The organism is Vallitalea sp. (assembly GCF_025211055.1).
Lineage (GTDB): Bacteria > Bacillota > Clostridia > Lachnospirales > Vallitaleaceae > Vallitalea.
Genome location: NZ_JAOARO010000004.1, coordinates 60,129 through 78,483 on the forward strand (window position 1 = coordinate 60,129; position 18,355 = coordinate 78,483).

At 29.2% G+C, this 18,355-nt stretch carries 16 protein-coding genes and 1 pseudogene; 12 read left to right on the forward strand and 5 right to left on the reverse strand.

Features of this window, described 5'->3' with window-relative positions; translation table 11 throughout:
* The first annotated feature begins 158 nt into the window (after window positions 1-158).
* From N4A55_RS00685 to N4A55_RS00700, 4 genes and pseudogenes are all read left to right on the forward strand, one after another.
* Window positions 159-1,172: a LacI family DNA-binding transcriptional regulator gene (locus N4A55_RS00685; protein WP_293753476.1), complete on the forward strand. Its 1,014-nt coding sequence runs from the start codon at window positions 159-161 to the stop codon at window positions 1,170-1,172.
* Between the two features lie 132 nt (window positions 1,173-1,304).
* Complete coding sequence (locus N4A55_RS00690) at window positions 1,305-3,026, forward strand: ATP-dependent metallopeptidase FtsH/Yme1/Tma family protein (RefSeq protein ID WP_330666267.1); 1,722 nt, start codon at window positions 1,305-1,307, stop codon at window positions 3,024-3,026.
* Window positions 3,027-3,228: 202 nt separating this feature from the next.
* Window positions 3,229-3,528 (forward strand): annotated as a pseudogene (locus N4A55_RS00695) (DUF2812 domain-containing protein); the annotation flags it as partial.
* A 46-nt stretch (window positions 3,529-3,574) separates the two neighbouring features.
* Complete coding sequence (locus N4A55_RS00700) at window positions 3,575-5,920, forward strand: S-layer homology domain-containing protein (RefSeq protein ID WP_293753479.1); 2,346 nt, start codon at window positions 3,575-3,577, stop codon at window positions 5,918-5,920.
* Window positions 5,921-6,123: 203 nt separating this feature from the next.
* On the opposite strand, the gene N4A55_RS00705 is transcribed toward N4A55_RS00700, so the two are convergent.
* Together N4A55_RS00705 and N4A55_RS00710 are read right to left on the reverse strand one after the other, a co-directional pair.
* Entirely contained in the window at window positions 6,124-6,717 is a 594-nt protein-coding gene (locus N4A55_RS00705) for a hypothetical protein (RefSeq protein ID WP_293753480.1), read from the reverse strand.
* A gap of 105 nt (window positions 6,718-6,822) precedes the next feature.
* Entirely contained in the window at window positions 6,823-7,143 is a 321-nt protein-coding gene (locus tag N4A55_RS00710; RefSeq protein WP_293753481.1) for a hypothetical protein, read from the reverse strand.
* 531 nt (window positions 7,144-7,674) lie between these two features.
* Here N4A55_RS00710 and N4A55_RS00715 point away from each other — a divergent pair.
* Both N4A55_RS00715 and N4A55_RS00720 read left to right on the forward strand, forming a co-directional pair.
* Window positions 7,675-8,223: an RNA polymerase sigma factor gene (locus N4A55_RS00715; RefSeq protein ID WP_293753482.1), complete on the forward strand. Its 549-nt coding sequence runs from the start codon at window positions 7,675-7,677 to the stop codon at window positions 8,221-8,223.
* Window positions 8,183-8,908, forward strand: a complete 726-nt coding sequence (locus N4A55_RS00720) for a DUF4367 domain-containing protein (RefSeq protein ID WP_293753483.1) — start codon at window positions 8,183-8,185, stop codon at window positions 8,906-8,908. The genes N4A55_RS00715 and N4A55_RS00720 overlap by 41 nt, the downstream gene beginning before the upstream one ends.
* 86 nt (window positions 8,909-8,994) lie before the next feature.
* Here the strand turns inward: N4A55_RS00720 and N4A55_RS00725 are convergent, their stop codons facing one another.
* The 3 genes from N4A55_RS00725 to N4A55_RS00735 form a co-directional block, all read right to left on the reverse strand.
* The gene (locus tag N4A55_RS00725; RefSeq protein ID WP_293753484.1) at window positions 8,995-9,453 is read right to left on the reverse strand and encodes a hypothetical protein; all 459 of its coding nucleotides are present in this window, start codon (window positions 9,451-9,453) and stop codon (window positions 8,995-8,997) included.
* Window positions 9,454-9,911: 458 nt separating this feature from the next.
* The gene (locus tag N4A55_RS00730; protein WP_293753486.1) at window positions 9,912-11,429 is read right to left on the reverse strand and encodes a glycoside-pentoside-hexuronide (GPH):cation symporter; all 1,518 of its coding nucleotides are present in this window, start codon (window positions 11,427-11,429) and stop codon (window positions 9,912-9,914) included.
* Window positions 11,430-11,794: 365 nt separating this feature from the next.
* Window positions 11,795-12,988, reverse strand: coding sequence for a CapA family protein (locus N4A55_RS00735; RefSeq protein WP_293753487.1), 1,194 nt, complete (start codon window positions 12,986-12,988; stop codon window positions 11,795-11,797).
* A 281-nt stretch (window positions 12,989-13,269) separates the two neighbouring features.
* Between N4A55_RS00735 and tlp the strand changes: the two genes are divergently transcribed.
* The 6 genes from tlp to N4A55_RS00765 all read left to right on the forward strand — a co-directional run bounded on the left by tlp (window position 13,270) and on the right by N4A55_RS00765 (window position 18,208).
* Window positions 13,270-13,497, forward strand: a complete 228-nt coding sequence (gene tlp / locus N4A55_RS00740) for a small acid-soluble spore protein Tlp (protein WP_293753488.1) — start codon at window positions 13,270-13,272, stop codon at window positions 13,495-13,497.
* A gap of 180 nt (window positions 13,498-13,677) precedes the next feature.
* Window positions 13,678-14,451: a DeoR/GlpR family DNA-binding transcription regulator gene (locus N4A55_RS00745; RefSeq protein WP_293753489.1), complete on the forward strand. Its 774-nt coding sequence runs from the start codon at window positions 13,678-13,680 to the stop codon at window positions 14,449-14,451.
* A 202-nt stretch (window positions 14,452-14,653) separates the two neighbouring features.
* On the forward strand, window positions 14,654-15,433 hold the full coding sequence (locus N4A55_RS00750; RefSeq protein ID WP_293753490.1) for a class II aldolase/adducin family protein: 780 nt from the start codon (window positions 14,654-14,656) through the stop codon (window positions 15,431-15,433).
* A 25-nt stretch (window positions 15,434-15,458) separates the two neighbouring features.
* Window positions 15,459-17,123, forward strand: coding sequence for a propanediol/glycerol family dehydratase large subunit (locus tag N4A55_RS00755; protein ID WP_293753491.1), 1,665 nt, complete (start codon window positions 15,459-15,461; stop codon window positions 17,121-17,123).
* A 13-nt stretch (window positions 17,124-17,136) separates the two neighbouring features.
* Window positions 17,137-17,784, forward strand: coding sequence for a propanediol/glycerol family dehydratase medium subunit (locus N4A55_RS00760; RefSeq protein ID WP_293753492.1), 648 nt, complete (start codon window positions 17,137-17,139; stop codon window positions 17,782-17,784).
* A gap of 22 nt (window positions 17,785-17,806) precedes the next feature.
* Window positions 17,807-18,208 carry a diol dehydratase small subunit gene (locus tag N4A55_RS00765; protein WP_293753493.1) on the forward strand — a complete coding sequence of 134 codons (402 nt, stop codon included), beginning with the start codon at window positions 17,807-17,809 and terminating at the stop codon, window positions 18,206-18,208.
* The last annotated feature ends 147 nt before the right edge of the window (window positions 18,209-18,355 follow it).

Below are 18,355 nucleotides of genomic sequence, written 5' to 3' on the forward strand. Positions count from 1 at the left end.
ATCATAAAAATTAGGTAAAGCCTCTTAAATATATCATTCCTGTAAAAAATGCAAAGGAGCTACACAAAAATAACTTGAAGAAAATAAAATAATTATATATAATATAGTAAACGATTACTATAGATTATAAAAATAGAAGATAATGATGGGATGATAGTATGGTCACTATAAAACAAGTAGCAGAAAAAGCAAATGTATCGACAGCAACAGTATCTAGAGTCATTAATGGAAACTATCCAGTTAGTGAAAAGGTAAAAAATAAGGTTATGAAAACTATAAAAGAATTAGGATATAGACCTAATTCAATAGCTAGAAGTCTTAAATGCAATAAAACATATATGGTAGGAATGGTTGTACCTGATATCTCTAATAATTATTTTATGGATATTGCAAGAGGTGTAGAAAGTGTTATCAGCCCTCTAGGATATAGTCTTATCTTCTGTAGCACTAATGAAAATACAGACAAAGAACTAAGACTATTGAATGCATTAAATGATAAAAGAGTTGATTATGTCCTATTAGCATCAAGTACACAAGAAGACCATAAATTACAGAAATTTATAGACCAGGGTATGAACATCATTATGATTGATACAAGTCTTGAAAACCTTCAGATCGATAGTGTCGTAGAAGATAATTATAATGCAACGTACAAATTAATTTCATATGTCATAGATCAAGGACACAAAAGAATTGGTGCAGTAAATGGACTACTAAGTGTTAGTACTGCAAAAGAACGTTATAATGGCTTTTGCAAGGCACTAGAAGACTATGATATTTCTTTAGAACAATCATATATAGTAAACGGTGCTTACAATAGAAAAAAATCATACGAAGAAGTAAAATTCATGATTCAAAGAAATATAAATAATCTACCAACTGTACTATTCGCCGCAAATAATGATATGGCAGAAGGTGCTATGATTGCATTAAAAGAAATGAATCTAAAAATACCTGATGATATATCTATAGTTTCATTTGGAGATATCAATCTAGCAGAATTGATTGAACCAAGATTGACAATCATATCTCAGAATGCTGTATTGATTGGTCAGAAGGCTGGAGAATTAATGTTGAAAAAAGTTTCTGGTAATAGTGAAAACGATATTACTAAAGTTACAATACCGTCAGAAATCATCATAAGAAATTCCGTAAAATCAATTTTAGATTAAGTTTACATAAATGTATTATATTATTTGAATCTTATATCCAACAATATACAGTATTTCTAAATAATTATAGTGGATTATTATACTTGTAACATGTATAATTATTATATTATGTTAACTTAGGGGTGAATGGAATTGAAAAATAAGAAGTTGGTTATTATAGTGATTAGCGTTTTTATATTGATAACATCTATTACCATGTTTTTATCAACTAAAAAAGAATATGAAGATATGACATATAATGAGTTCGTTAACTATGTTGAACAAAGTTTAGTTGGGGAAGTAACAATAATTGATGATAACACGTTGTATGTTAAGTTGAAAGATAATGAGAAAGAAGTATATAAAGTTCCAAATCCTCTAAAGGATGGTTTTAAAGAGTATCTGTTATTACAGGACATTAAAGTAGGAGTTGGAAGTAGTTCAGGGCTTGAAAAAACTTTTCAGACTGTTGGTGTTGGATTGCTTCTTATTGGAGTATTATGGTATATCAGAAAAGGTTCAGGCAATAACAAACAAGTCATAGTTGATGCCAATAAGAATAAGATAAACAATAACAATGTAGTCAATTTCAGCAATGTGGCTGGAAATGAAGAAGCAAAAGATTTAGTAGGAGATATTATTGATTTTATTAAGACACCTGAAAAATACTCTTCAATGGGAGCTAGAATGCCTAGAGGTGTATTATTATATGGTCCACCAGGAACAGGTAAGACTCTTATGGCAAAAGCAGTTGCTGGAGAAGCAGATGTACCTTATTATGCAGTAAGTGGTTCTGATTTTATACAGATGTATGTAGGGGTTGGAGCTAGCAGGATAAGACAATTATTTAAAAAAGCCAAAAAAAGTGAAAAAGCAGTTATTTTTATAGACGAGATTGATGCAATTGGTAAGACAAGAGCAGGTAGAGCTTCAGCAAGTAATGATGAAAGAGATCAAACATTAAATGCTCTTCTTACAGAGATGTCAGGTTTTAATGATAACGAGGGTATAGTAGTAATTGCTGCGACTAACCGTATTGATACACTCGATCCTGCGTTACTAAGACCTGGTAGATTCGATAGACAAATTGAGATAGGGTTACCAGACTATAATGCTAGAAGAGATATAATATCTTTACATGCCAAGAATAAACCTATTAATGATACAGTAGATATTGATAGTATAGCTAAGGATACAGTATATTTTAGTGGTGCCATGTTAGAGAATCTAATGAATGAGGCTGCTATAATTACAGCAAACAGTAATGAAAAATCTATAAGAAAAGAACATATAGACAAAGCGTTCTATACAGTTATAGCAGGTGCAGAGAAAAAGGATAGAAGTAATATTACTGATAAAGATAGACAGATAACTGCATATCATGAGGCAGGACATGCACTAATGACAAAATTATTATTACCAGATAACATTATATCAAAAGTTACTATAATTCCAAGTACCAGAGGTGCTGGTGGATTCAGTATGAGTATACCAAAAGATAAAATGTATCAGAGTAAAAAAGAAATTATTAGTAATATAAAAGTTTTGCTTGCAGGTAGAGTTGCTGAAGAAATCATTTTTGGAGAAGATGGTGTAACAACTGGTGCAAGTAACGATATTGAAAAAGCATCCAATCTTATAAAAGACTATATTGTAAAATATGGTATGGATGACAACTTTGGATTATTTAATTTTGAATCAGCGGGTGTTAATGATATGGCAATAATAGATCAATGTAGAGAAGAAATCAAAAAAGCGTATATAAGTGCAAAAGATATATTAGAAAAAAATAAAGTATATCTTAGTAGAATTGCAAGTATGCTTATTAAAAAAGAAACTATTGATAATAATGATATAGAAGAGATTTGTGCATAAATTATACAAGTATGTAATATTGGAAGAAGATAATATTAAGTAAATTATGTAATCAGCAACGATATAGTCAATTAGTCATATGAATTTTCATATGGCTTTTTTTGTCTTGATGTTAAAAAAATGTTGACATATAAAGTCCAACTGTATATAACCATTTTATACAGTTAAACTATATAGTTTTGCTGTATAGCCAGAGGATACGGTTATTAAGGTTGATTATAGAGTTTTTAATAAGAGGGATGCTTATGAAGATTATTTGATGTTGTTTAAAGATAGTGGTTGGGAACATATTTGTGGAAATCGTTCTTGTGGAGCTCAATATTTTAAGAGAATTGATGAGAGTAGTGATTCTGATATATTTTCTGATCTTTCATCAAAAGCTGGTAGATATAAAAGGTTATCTAATGTATGGATGTCTTTAGCAGGTTACTATAGCAAAATAAAATGTGAAAAATATTATAGAAAGAGTGGAACTTTTTACCAAGAGCTTTCGTCTAACTAGGGATGGAAAAATTACGTAGTTATTTAAAATGTTAAGGAGGATATTTATGAGAAGAGTGTTGAAGAGAGTTATGGCAACAGTATTATGCATTTTAACGTTGTCACAAGGAATTTATGCTAATGAATTAGTTGCTGTGAAAGAAAAAGAAGTGGATAGCAGCATATTGAAAGTGGATGAAATTGCAGAAATAGTAAAGAAAGAATTAAAAATAGGTAAAGAGTTTGAAGTAGAAGATTCAAGTTTGTCTACTGATGATTATTATCTTAAAAAAGTATGGAACTTGATATTTGAATCAGATGATAAGAATATTCAGGTTAGAGCTGATGCTGAAACAGGCAAAATCATCGAATTTGAACATTGGGGTAGAAACGATGGTGAAGTATTAAAATATACTAAGGACCAAGTAAGAAAAACAGCTGAAAAGTATATTGATGATAATTATGCTAATATAAAGAAGGAACTAGTTGAGATAGAAGAAGATAAGTTCAATAGATATATTTCTTATTATGGAAGAGATAATTATGTATTTATTTATGCTAGAAAATTGAATAATGAAATATTCAAAGATAATTATATATCAATCTCAGTATCAGGAATAACTGGTGAAATCACTGGATTCAAGTTTGTTTGGGATGATAGTAAATATACTAAGAAAAATGGTGAGATCTCTGAAAAAGAGGCAAGAGCTATTTTTGAAAAAGAAGATGCATTGAAATTAAAATATATAAAAGTAAACAAAGAAGATGATAAAAATACTATATTAACTCTAAAACCAGTTTATTATTATGAGATGATGAATTCTGGTCATCTTGATTCAGTATCAAAAAAATTCTACGATGTTGAAGACATATACTCATATAATGGAGATGAGATAGTTTATAATGAAGCAATAAAGAGCGAAAAGCAAGCTGATGGTCTAGATATGGGTAGAGAAATGATACCTGAAGAAGGTGCAATCTCTAGAGAACAAGCTCAAAAGACTATCTTAGAGAAAATATCAAAAATAACAGATACCAAGAATCTTGATATTAAACGTAGTAACTATCAAGGTTGGTATAATGGAATAAATGGTAAATTCTGGAATATGACTTTACAGAACGATGAAGATAACTTATATGTAAATGTAACATTAGATGCAGATTCTGGTAAGATATTAAAAATAAATTATAATAAACATTCTTACAGGAATAATGACTCAATCAATAGATTGAAATTAGAGTTAGCTTCTGGAAAATTGACAAAAGAAGATTTTGAAATGAAAGCAAAACTCATGTTAGCTGCAGGTGAAATAACAAAAGAGCAATATGACAATAGGTCAAAAGATATTGAAGAGAATGCTAAAATAGATACTGATGCTCTAAATAAAAAAGCGCAAAGTATTATGAGTGATATGTTCCCTAATATAGATAAGAAGGGATATTCTATTGATATAGAACCATCACAAGATGAAAAAGTAAAGGCATATGTAAAAGGTACAAGAGTAATTAATGATATTGAATATAGTAGAAATGGTTTTTATATGGAATTTGATGTAGAAACTAAGGAAGTTGTAAGATTCTCATTTGACTGGTTCTACAATATAGAAGTTGAAGAACCAAAAACCATTATTGCTGAAGATAAAGCAAGTAAGATATTTTATGACCAAGTTGGTTTTGACAAAGAGTTAATACAATTAAAAGATAAAGACAAAGAAGAAAAAGAAAATGTTTTATTACCATTAAAAGATTTAGCCCTAGTCTATAAATTGAAGCCATACAGATTCTCATATATTGATATTGAAAATGGTAAATTATTAGATTATAGCGGAGAAGAATACAAAGATAATGATGAGGCGGAGTATTTTACAGATATAAAAGATAATAAATATGAACGATCAATAAAACTTATGAACAAAATGGGATTCATAAGAGAAACTAACGAGAAATTCTCACCTAATGCAACATTAACTAAAAAAGATGCAATCAAGTGGATTGTTCTAACACTATCAAGACAATATGAGTATATACCAAGTGCTAAACGAAATTACTTTGGTAATGATGAAATCAGCTTCAAAGATATAGATGAAGATGATGAATATTATAGATATGTTGTTGATGCTGTAAGAATGAATATTATTGAAGATGGTAAGTACTTCAATAAAAATCATAAAGTAACATTAATGGAAATGACAAAATGGATTATCAATGGTATGGGACAGAAAGATTTAGCTGAGTATACAGATATTTTTGCTAAAGAGGAAGGTGTAGCAAATGATGATCAAGGTTATATTGGATTAGCTAAATATTATAAACTAATTGAAAACACTGCTAATATTGAAAAAACTAAATCAAAAGCAGAGACAATTGATATTCTATATGATTTTATTGCTAATCTAGAAGAAAGTAATAAATAAATATTTGAATTGCATGGACATGATGGTGATGATGTAACATTGACTGATAGACCAAATTTGATTAGTTTTAGCTAGTTTATAGTGTATTTTCTTAAGTATAAAAGATTACTTTGTTTCGTATGGACAAAGTAATCTTTGCTTTATAGTGCTTGCTTTACATTCTCATTGTTATTAGCTTTTATATTTTGTAGCTTTTAATATAGCTAATCAGATATTTCAAATTTAATACTTTTTAAAACTCCTAATATTTTAGAACTGTTTTTACTAAAAATTTCTTGGTTAGTATTAACTGTTGCTCCATAAAATTCTTCATCAAAAACTAAATATATATTTACCTCTTCTTCTAAATTATCATACATAATTGTTCCAGAGTTACCATTGCTAGTATTGAAAACCTCTTTTAATTTTTCTGGAGGTATTACTATATGACCATCTTGACCATATACATAAATCCAATTATTTTTGTCATCCTCAATATAAATCATAATACCGTTTTGAGGATCGTCATCTACATTATTATCAGATATTACTTCCCATGTTATGGGATAATCTACACTAAACTTAAATCTTTCATTGTAATAAGTTCTTGAGTTATCAATTTCAAAATTAGTTATATCTAAAAATTTTTCTAATTCATTTTTGTTAGTTACATCTGATTTACCTTTATCTTTTAGGAGTGTAGCTTGGTTATTTATATTTTCCGTTTTTTTTGATTCAGTATCTGATGAATGAAATATAATTATAGCTATAATTATTAATGAAAATATTATTGATATATAGAATTTTATATATTTCATATAGTATATCAGCCTCCTTATACTATATTTCTTGTCTGCTAATTGATCATAAGTCCAATTTGCCAATTTTGGGATATGTACCATTTTTAATACCATTATAAAAACTTAATGTAGTTTGTCTTGATATGTCCCAGCAAAAACTAGTAAATCCTGAACAATCGTTACCATATCTAGGTTGTACATATTGAGTATTGCCTGAAGTAAAATAAAGTGGGTCATAGAAGTTATCTTTTTCAGTTCTAGCAGAATAAACGTTGAATAGCCATTACTCTCTAATGTTAATTGATTTGTTGTTGTTTCAAGGTCAACAATAGTAACATCTGTTTTCAAGATAGATGATTGTGTACTTGAACTAGAGTCTTGAGCATTAATATTTGTAATGGGTAACATGCTACAAATAATAACGATAATACTTAGATACTTCATAATTTTCATATTAAAAACCTTCGATTTTTATATAATACATATTTATTATAATACAAAAAAAATAAAAAAAATGTCATAATTTGATTGTTAAATAAATAATTTTTATTTTATTAAAGATTTATAGCACTAATTATTTATAGGAACGACCTGTTTTGTCTAAAGATAAGTTTATGAAGTATGGAAAATTATATGTGTTATATCTATTGAGAATATTGATAATAATTGGTATAATAAAGCTGATGCTATAAAACAAAAAAGGTAATAAGTACTAAAATAATTGCTAAAAATAGGTATAATTCACTAAAAGAATTTATTGCAACGTTGTTTGGTGATTAAATTTTATATAGTTTAAGTATTAAAAATATAAAATAATTAATAATTTCATAGAAAAAGTTTGAATTATATTTTAAGTACAAAAGGATATCTAGATTAAGACAGTACTTGACAAATCATAGTAACTAATGAGAAAATAGCTATACATAGTCTTTAATTGATAGGATAACGTAATATTTACTACAAGGGAGTGGCACTATGTACAAGATGGATAACTATAACGATGATTTGTATCAATACTTGTTTGATAAATATTATAGACTTGTTTATACAACTGCATATAGAATCGTAAAGAATAAGGAAGACTGTGAGGAAATTACTCAAGATGCCTTTAGCATTGGCTTTAAAAATATGAACAAAATTAAGAATTTTGAGCATTTTAAAAATTATATATTAAAAGCTGCCTATAATTTAGCAATTACACGAGCTAAGAAAAATACTACTCGCAATAATTTATTTCCTACAACCATCAATGAGGATATAAGTAGCGATAAAGATACTATAGGAGAGGCATTTGAAGATATTTACGTAGAACAAATTATGGACAAGTTACCTCATATTGATAGAGAGGTAATGTTGTTAAGCATTCAGGGGTATAAAGTTAGGGAAATTGCTCAACTATTAAGCATATCTGTACCAAATGCAAAAGTCAAATTGCATAGGACAAGAAAATTACTAATGCAGAATATGAAGGGGGAGTTAATTTATGAGAAACAGCAACAACAGCAACAAAAACAAAGCGTATAGTGAATTAGATGAAAAATTAAAGATTCATCTAGAAAACAGTACGAATGATGTACATATTGATGAGGATGCAAAAAATAAAATCTGGAATAATCTAAGTAAGGAAATACATGAAGAACAATTAAAAAAGAAATTTAGGGTTAGAAGAACTTATAAAGCTGTAGTTACAGCTTGTATAGTGATAGTAGCATTGGTCTCAGTTGATTTATCTAGTAACGCAAGTTTATTCAAAAGATTACTAACTAGTGTAAGTGGTAATATAATACAACTCCATTCAAGGGATTCTAAACCTTATGAAGAAAACAGAGATCCGGAACTTGATGCTAAGGTAGCGGAGATTAATGAAATAAATGGTAAAAACTTTATTTCTCCAATAATACCTGAAAACTATACGGTTAAAAACATAAATGATAATGGTAATATGTTAGTAATTACAATGGTTAATAATGATAATAATATTTTAAGGATAAGAGAAAAAGAAGTTAGTAAGAGTGAAACAGGCACTACCTCACAATATAATCAAAATCAGTATGATGTAGAAACTTTTAATAATAATGGTATTGAATATACTATGTTAAAAAGTGAAAATTTTAATATAGGAATTTTTGTTAAAGGTGATGTTGAATTTGAAGTTATTGGAATTGATTATTCAACAGTATTTGATACCACATTATCTCTGCAAAATTAACTAGGGGGTTGATTTAAATATCAACCCCTTTTTACTATTAAAAAAATCTAAATATATACTAATTAATTTTATATTAATATGTAAATTTATTTAGCAGTTATTTCTGGAGAGATATTAACTTTAACAAAGTTCTCACTATCAACTGTAGCGTAATGATATGTTTTAAGTCGATATTTTGATCCAGAATTTGCTGGGCTATAATTAGTAAGTTTATCAATGCAATCAGTATTATTTTCAGTATATGTAAGCGTATGTATTGTTGACCAATAGCCATTTACTTTTTCTTGAACATTGATTTCTAGTTTTAATTTATCACATGTTTGATTAGAAAAAGTACTACTTAATATTGTAAGGTAACCATCTGTCTCACTTACGCTATCAGTACAATAAGATAATGGGTCATCTACTGAATCTAATGTAGCTCTAAGTAGTGTATTACCAATTCTTGATTCTTCCACTATCATGCGATCTCCTTGTGCATTAACTCCTACTGATAAAACTGATGTTAATAAAACCGTTAATAATAATAATTTAATCTTTCTCATTTGTAATCATTCCTTTTCTTATTTTTTATTTTATTTTTTTATCATAAAAACGTCTACATTTATATAAGGGCAAAAAGCCCTAAAAGGTTACAAAAATATATAAAAAAATTCTTTTTCTACGTAATTAGTAAATTATATGCTGCAAATAAAAGTATCGATTATTGTTGAATCTATGCCTGTTTTCAAGTAATAAGAAATGATCTAAAAAAGTTTAAGTTTAATAATTGATAATTTTTGCATTAATTTTCCTATATATACATATAGAATATATTATAAATCAATTAATACTATAAATCAACAATAATTATATAATAATCGTAATATTGTCATAATATTATATTGTTGTTATTTTGAGAAAGAGGTATGACATGTATGGAATTAATATAATCAAGAATTAATATATGTGTTAATAGGAGTCTGAATTGGAAACAGGTAATAGTACCTATTTCTAAAATCTGTCATGAAATTTTTTTGTTCATTGAGTCTAATATTGATTTATTATCAAAATGGTTAGGATCTTTCTTTCTTAATTCAAGTTCATCTAATATCATTGAATAAACATTTTCAGTGATAAAATATTTTTTTGAAATGATATAATAAACGATAATTGCCATTATCAATGGAACAATAGCTATTCCTATACGTAAAATCAATAGCATATTATCAGTGGCAGTAGCAATTATAGCATTAGCTTCTTGACTTCTCATACTTTCTGAAATTCCCACTGATGACTCAAGATCTGAAATCTTTGTTGAAAGACCATAAATACCACTTGATATTAAAACAATGGTTACTATAGCTTGCTGAACAGCTCCAGAAATCTTTGCAGTCAAAGGTCTTAATGAAAATGATACCGATTCATTTCTTTCACCAGTCAAGTATTCATCATACTCTATAGTATTTGAAAATTGAACTAAGATAACTAAATAGATTAATCCGTATCCACCAAAAATAAGTACTCCACCAATACAAAAAGTTATAATACTATGAGGAAGAATAGGAATGTAACCTGTCAAGAAAAATACTATATATCCAATGATACTTAACCTAAAAGCATGTTTTACAATTTGCATCCGATTGAATTTTTTAGTCAGTATAGGGTAAAGAGCTGTAGAAATCAAAGAGATAAGAGCATAGACTGCAATAAAGATAGTCATGTTCTTTCCATCATATCCAAATTCAAAGTAGAACATATTTATTCCAAGAGCATTAATAATTGATTGCAATAAATAATGAAAGAATAGGGCAATAGTTATCCATAATAATTGATCATTACTTTTAATCATCTTGAACATCTTAGAAAAGGATACTTTTGGTTTATCATTCAATACTCTTTCGGGTTTTTCTTTTACAAATAATACACAAATGATTTGACATACAATGAATAGAAGACCAACAAAGATAGCAATATTTCCATAAGCTGTAACCATATTTCCGGTAGTTAGGATAGGAACCAATCCACCAACAAAAAAAGCACCAACGTTTGCAAAGAGTGCAACCAATGTTGTGAGCTGGTCTCTAGTTCTTGGCTCGCTTGATAAAGAGGGTAACATGGACCAGTAGGCAATATCATTCATGGTGAATGTCATGCCCCATATTAAATAAGCGATTCCAAAGAAACATACAAAACCCCAGCCCTCAGGTCTAATCATGAATAGAGACATTATAATGAATCCATTAATTATAGCGCCTATAAATATCCAAGGTTTGAATTTTCCCCACTTTGTATGAGTATTTTCTATTATCATACCCATTAGTGGGTCATTGACACCGTCCCATATCCTGCATAGAACGATTATGATTGTCAGAGCACTAAATTGGGCAACACTAAGCCCCATAGTAAACTGTATGTAGGTTAATAAAAATAATGAGACTAAATTAAAAGCTGCATCCCGGCCAATACCTGTTGAAGAAAACACCCATTTTGAAACACTATCAACATCACAAACATAATTTGCTGTACCTAGATTTTTCATAGTATTCCCCCAAGAAATTTATTTTTTAACCTATGATTAATTACAAAAAGCAAAAGTTAACTCCTTTCAAAAGATATATTTTGTGTGTTAATTCGATGATTTTACTTTTTGTTGATTAATCTACCTATACAAAAATTATAGCAGATAACAATATTTTGTCAAATTGTGCATATAACCCATTTTAGTTAAATAATTTAATTCAATAACTAATATTAATTAAGATATTATGAAATATGTACCTTAGTAATGAAATAAAAAAATATGTATTAATATTACAAAGATTAGATAATAATTATTTATATTACTAGATCTTTGTTTTATTATTAATACATATTTATAAAAAGGTATAAATAATAGTTGTGTTATTATTCTTCTATCTCTAGTGATTTTATACCATATTCTAATTTATTACTTAAGCTTATTAATTTATCCCTGATACGTAATCCTTCATCACCAGCTTGAACAATTGGTTGATAATTATTATATTTTGTATCGCCAGATAATCTAAAAGGTACTATAGAAAGTCTGATATCTATTATTTCTTTATCATCCAAATCTATTTGTTGTCTTAATAATATTGTATCAACGTCTTTGTGTCTTTCATCGTATAATATTTCATTTCCACCAAAAACAAAATTTCCAAGACTATAGGCTATATATTTACCATTATATAACTCAATTCCTTGTAAAATGTGTGGATGATGACCTATAACCATATCAGCTCCACAGTCAATTGCAAAATGTCCTAATTTTTTTTGATAATTAGTAGGCATATTATTATATTCTATTCCCCAATGAAAAGAACATACAATTACATCAGCACCATCTTTATTGGCTTTTAATATGTCTCTTTTAACCTTATCAAATATATCTTCAGGCTCATCTTTAGCCATGTGTCCTATAAAGGCTACTTTGATGCTATCAATGTTTTTAATATAAATATACTCATTTCCAGATACTCCAATATCAGCATCATTCATATTTTTAACTGTATCAGCATATCCTTGTTCTAAATAATCATAGCTATGATTGTTTGCTATATTTACAACTTCAATACTAGAAGAGGTTAGGAAATTAGTATATTCTTTTGGACCTTTGAATCTCCATTTTTTATTAGCAAGTTTTGTTGCATCCGTTAATGTACCTTCAAAATTAATTAGTGTTATATCATCTGATTTAATCCATTTAAATGCGTTTTTGAAAGGATATTCATAATCGTTGTTATTAGCAGACAAAACATCTTCAAATGATTTTCCTGTTGTAACTTCTGGAAAACTACCTAGAGTACAATCTCCTATGGCAGTAATGGTTATTATTTTTCGATGGTGATTTACTATATCTGTATCTAGTTCATCATCAATATTAGACTTATCATCCTTTTCTATTTTATCATTGGATTCTGTTTCAGTACTCGTATTCTTAGTTTTATCATCACTAGTCTCCTCATCAATTATAGGATTATTCTCTTCAGATTGAATATTACTGCATCCTCCAATCATAAGTATAAAACAGCTAATAGCTAAAATAGTAACTATAGATTTTTTTATTGTATTTTTCATATGTGCACCCACCTATTTATTTATTTTCGTTAGTTTCAACATATAGAAATTATAGTATTTTAATAATATTATAAGCTTTTACCTTAATAAATTCAATGGGTCCTTATTTTATAACTATAGTCTATGCACATGTGAATCTATTACTATATCAATAATTAATAAAGAACAGATAAATTAGTTTTATTGAATATTATTAAAAGGTTAATGAAATAATAAAAATGAGGTATGTAAGAGATTTTCATTCATATCATATCAATAAAATAGATGAAGGAGACATTATAATGGAACATAAACAAGACGACAGAAGAGATAATGTAGATAGAATTCAATACAATATCGATAAAACAATACAGAATATTCATTTGGCTGATGAAATGATTGAAGAAACTGATGACGAGAAGATGAAGAAGACATTACAAGAAAAAAACAAAAGAAGAGAAGAATCATTAAACAGTATGAGAAATGAAATAGAAGATGAAGCAAGAGATAAGAAAGATGGATATAGATAAGAATTAGCTGACCCCTCATGGGGTCTTTTTTCTTATAGGACTTCCTACAGAAGACAAGACGTAACCTCTTATCTTGCTTGGATTTTACATAATAAAAATTTGTTCTTGCTATTATTGTTAATAATGTTATAATAAAGAAAGAAAAAACAACAATAAAAAAGGGTGGGAATAGGTGGTTTTATGTTAGCAATTGATAGAAGAAAAACAATATTAGAGATAATTAATAAGGAAGAAAGTGTAAAAGTATTAGATCTCAGCAAACAATTTAATGTTACACTTGAGACAATAAGAAGAGATCTTGAAAAACTAGAAAATGAAGGCTACATAACAAGAAGTTATGGTGGAGCTGTACTTAATAAAAGCACTAATGAAGACATATCCATTAACATAAGAGAAGCAACTAATAAGGAAGACAAAAATCTAATAGGAAAAGCAGTAGCTGATTTAATTCAAGATGGAGATACCATTATGATGGATTCCAGTACAACTGCTTTATATGTTGCCAAATACCTAAAAGGTAAAAAAATCACAATAATAACTAATGCATTAAAAATACCAATGGTTTTAGCAAGTGATTCTAATATACAAGTCATATCAACAGGTGGAACACTAAAAAGTACTTCCTTATCATTTGTAGGACACTGGGCAGAATCAGTAATTGAAAAATACTATGTAAATAAAACAATAATCAGCTGCAAAGCGATTAACATTGAACATGGAATCATGGAACCACATCAATTGGAAACAGAAGTGAAGAAAAAGATGATAAAAACTTCTGAACAGGTGATATTAGCTGTTGATAGTAGTAAATTTGATAAAAAATCATTTATCAAAGCTTATAATCTTGATAAGATAGATATTATTGTTACTGACAAAGAATTATCCAATAAATGGGTTGAAAATTTACATGATAATAAGGTAGATGTAATAAAAGTAGGTGAGGGGATAGTGTAATTACTTATCTACTTCAAATAAAACAAAACAAATGGAAACCAACAATAAAACAGTACAAATATACAAAATTTGTGCTGTTTTTTTGTTGTGAATACACTTGACTAATGTTGGTTGTTCTGTTATTATTATATTAAACAAAGATAATAAAAGAAAAACAAACAAGAACAAAGAAGTTTTAAATATATTATTAGGAGGATTAACAATGATAGGTGAATATGAAGTAAAGAAACAAATATGTGAAATTGGTAGGAGAATCTATGATAGAGGTATGGTTGCAGCTAATGATGGTAATATTAGTGTGAAAATATCTGATAATGAATTTTTATGTACTCCAACTGGAGTAAGCAAAGGTTTTATGACTCCAGATATGATTTGTAAAGTAGATATAAACGGAAATGTTTTACAAGCAAATAAAGGATTAAAACCATCATCCGAAATAAAGATGCACTTAAGAGTATATAAGCAAAGACCAGATGTAAAATCAGTTGTTCATGCTCATCCAATCTATGCAACAAGTTTTGCTATAGCTGGTATACCACTTACTCAACCAATTATGCCAGAAGCGGTTATATCACTTGGTTGTGTACCAATCGCTGAATATGGAACACCTTCAACTGATGAGATTCCTGATGCTGTTGAAAAATACTTAGAAAATTACGATGCAGTATTATTAGAGAATCATGGTGCATTAAGTTATGGAGACAGTCTAATGACTGCTTATTTCAAAATGGAATCATTAGAGTTTTATGCGCAATTACTATATACATCAAAACAACTTGGTGGACCAAAAGAATTATCAGATTCACAAGTTCAAACATTATATGATCTAAGAAGTAAGTTCAATTTATCAGGAAGACATCCTGCTAATCTTTGTAAATCAGATGGAAGCAACTGTAGTGCAGCTAAAGAAGAACAAGTAAGTGATAATGTAAGTGCAATCGTTGCTGAAGTAACTAAGAGAGTTATAGAGCAGTTAAAATAATATTTCTCTTGAGGAGAGATTGGGTATGAAGCGTTCAATAAGATTTGAAATACTTGACAAAAGACCAATTAACCAAGATGGATATATCAATGAATGGCCAGAAAAAGGATTTATTGCTATGAATAGTCCTCTTGATCCCAAACCATCTGTAGAGGTTATGAATAATTCTATAACCAAGATGGATGGAAAATTAAGAGAAGAATTCGACTTCATTGACCAGTTTATTGCAGATTATGCAATTGATATAGAGCTGACACAAGAAATGATGGCAATGGATTCCTTAGATATAGCTAGAAAATTAGTTGATATACATATAAAAAGAGAAGAAATCATAAAAATCATCAAAGGTTTAACTCCTGCTAAGATATGTGAAGTAGTTGGACATCTTAATGTAGTAGAGATGATGATGGCTATGCAGAAGATGAGAGCAAGAAAATTACCTGCAAACCAAGCACATATAACCAATCTGAGAGATAATCCTGTACAGATAGCGGCTGATGCAGCAGAAGGAGCACTTAGAGGATTCGCAGAAGAAGAAACAACAGTAGCAGTAGCTAGATATGCACCATTTAATGCAATAGCATTGTTGATTGGTGCCCAAGTAGGTAGAAAAGGTGTACTAACTCAATGTGCGGTTGAAGAGGCTATTGAACTTGACCTTGGAATCAGAGGATTGACTACTTATGCAGAAACCATATCGGTATATGGAACAGAATCTGTATTTATTGATGGTGATGATACTCCTTATTCAAAAGCGTTTTTAGCATCAGCTTATGCATCAAGAGGATTAAAAATGAGATTTACCTCTGGTACTGGTTCAGAAGTGTTGATGGGTAATGCAGAAAGTAAATCAATGTTGTATCTTGAAACAAGATGTATTCTAGTTACAAAAGGTGCTGGTGTTCAAGGGTTACAAAACGGTTCTGTTAGTTGTATTGGTATTCCAGCGTCTGTACCATCAGGAATTAGAGCTGTACTTGCTGAGAATCTAATTGCTGCAATGCTTGATTTGGAAGTAGCATCCTCTAATGATCAAAGTTTCACTCACTCTGACCAAAGAAGAACAGCAAGAACAATGATGCAATTCTTACCTGGAACTGATTTTATATTCTCAGGTTATAGTGGAACACCTAATTACGATAATATGTTTGCTGGTTCCAATTTTGATGCAGAAGATTTTGATGATTATAACGTACTACAACGAGATCTAAAAATCGATGGTGGACTTAGACCAGTGAAAGAAGAAGATGTTGTTGATACAAGAAGAAAAGCCGCAAAAGCTTTACAAGGTGTATTTAGAGAGCTGAAACTTCCTGACATCAACGATAAAGAAGTGGAAGCGGCGGCTTATGCTCATGGTAGTAAAGATATGCCTGAGAGAGACATATTAGCTGACCTTGCTGCTATTGATGATATGATGAACAAAGGTATAACAGGACTTGATATTGTAAAAGCACTACATAACGCCTCATATATAGATGTAGCTGATAGCTTGTTAAATATGTTGAAGCAGAGGATAACAGGTGATTACTTACATACCTCTGCAATATTGGATGATGAATTTAATGTTATAAGTGCTGTCAATATGGAAAATGATTATATGGGTCCTGGTACTGGATATAGAGTATCAGGTAAAAGATGGCAGGAAATAAAGAATATTCCACATATTATTAATCTTGATGATCTATAAAGGTGGTGAAATAGTGGAATTAACTAATGAGCTTATTGAACAGATTACCAGATTAGTTGTAAAAGAGCTTAATAAGAAAACGCCTATAATAAATAAAGAGAATGAAGATAGTAAGCAATATGACTCTATATTTAGAGAACTACAGAAATCTGAACGTGGAATGAATAGAAAAGAAGTGGTGATAGGCATTGGACCTGCTTTTGGAAGTGTAATTAAAAAGACCATTAATAATTTGGAACATGAAAAAGTAATTAAGGAAATCATGGCCGGAATTGAAGAAGAAGGAATGTTACCTAGAGTAATCAGAGTTAATAAGACTTCAGATGTAGCTTTCATAGGCAAAGAGGCAGCTAACATGTCTGGATCAGGAGTATCAATAGGTATTCAGTCAAAAGGAACAGCCATAATACACCAAAGAGATCTATATCCCCTTACTAACTTAGAATTATTCCCACAAGCACCCCTTTTAACTTTGGATATGTATAGGCAGATTGGCAAAAATGCTGCAAGATATGCAAAAGGAATACAGGTCAAACCTATTGAAAGTAAAAGTGATTTTACTGTACGTGCAAAATATCAGGTAAAAGCGGCACTAATGCATACTAGAGAAACTGAATTTGTAGTAACTACTAAAAAATCAGTAGATATTAGGTTAATCTAAAAGTTTTGTAATGGGGAAAGGAATGAAAGTCATGGTAAAATACCCCTTGCCTAAGGATAAAGTAAGAAGTTATACAGGTAAAAAATTAGATAGTATCAATATGGAAAGTGTTCTAGATGGGACTGTTACACCAGAAGATATAAAAATATCTAAAGAAACTTTGAAGATGCAAGGTGAAATAGCTTATAGTTCCGGTAAAAAACAACTTCAGCAAAATTTTAATAGAGCCAGTGAGTTGACTAAGGTTGAGGATGAATTGATACTTGAGATATATGATAAATTAAGACCTAATAGGGCTACTAAAGATGAACTGTTAGATTATGCCAATACTCTGGAAAATAAATATTCGGCTGTCATGTGTGCTGATTTTATTAGGGATGCGGTTAAGGTGTATGAGCGTAGAGGGATATTGAAAAAAGATTAGATTGATTCATGGATAAGGGTCAGGGTAAAGTGTTACAATCACTTGCCTTACTCTGGGAAGCGATCGGTCTGCGTGATTGTAACACTTTACCCTTCTGTATTGTAAGAAATAGTTGTATGAGAAATATATTAACATTAATAACATTAA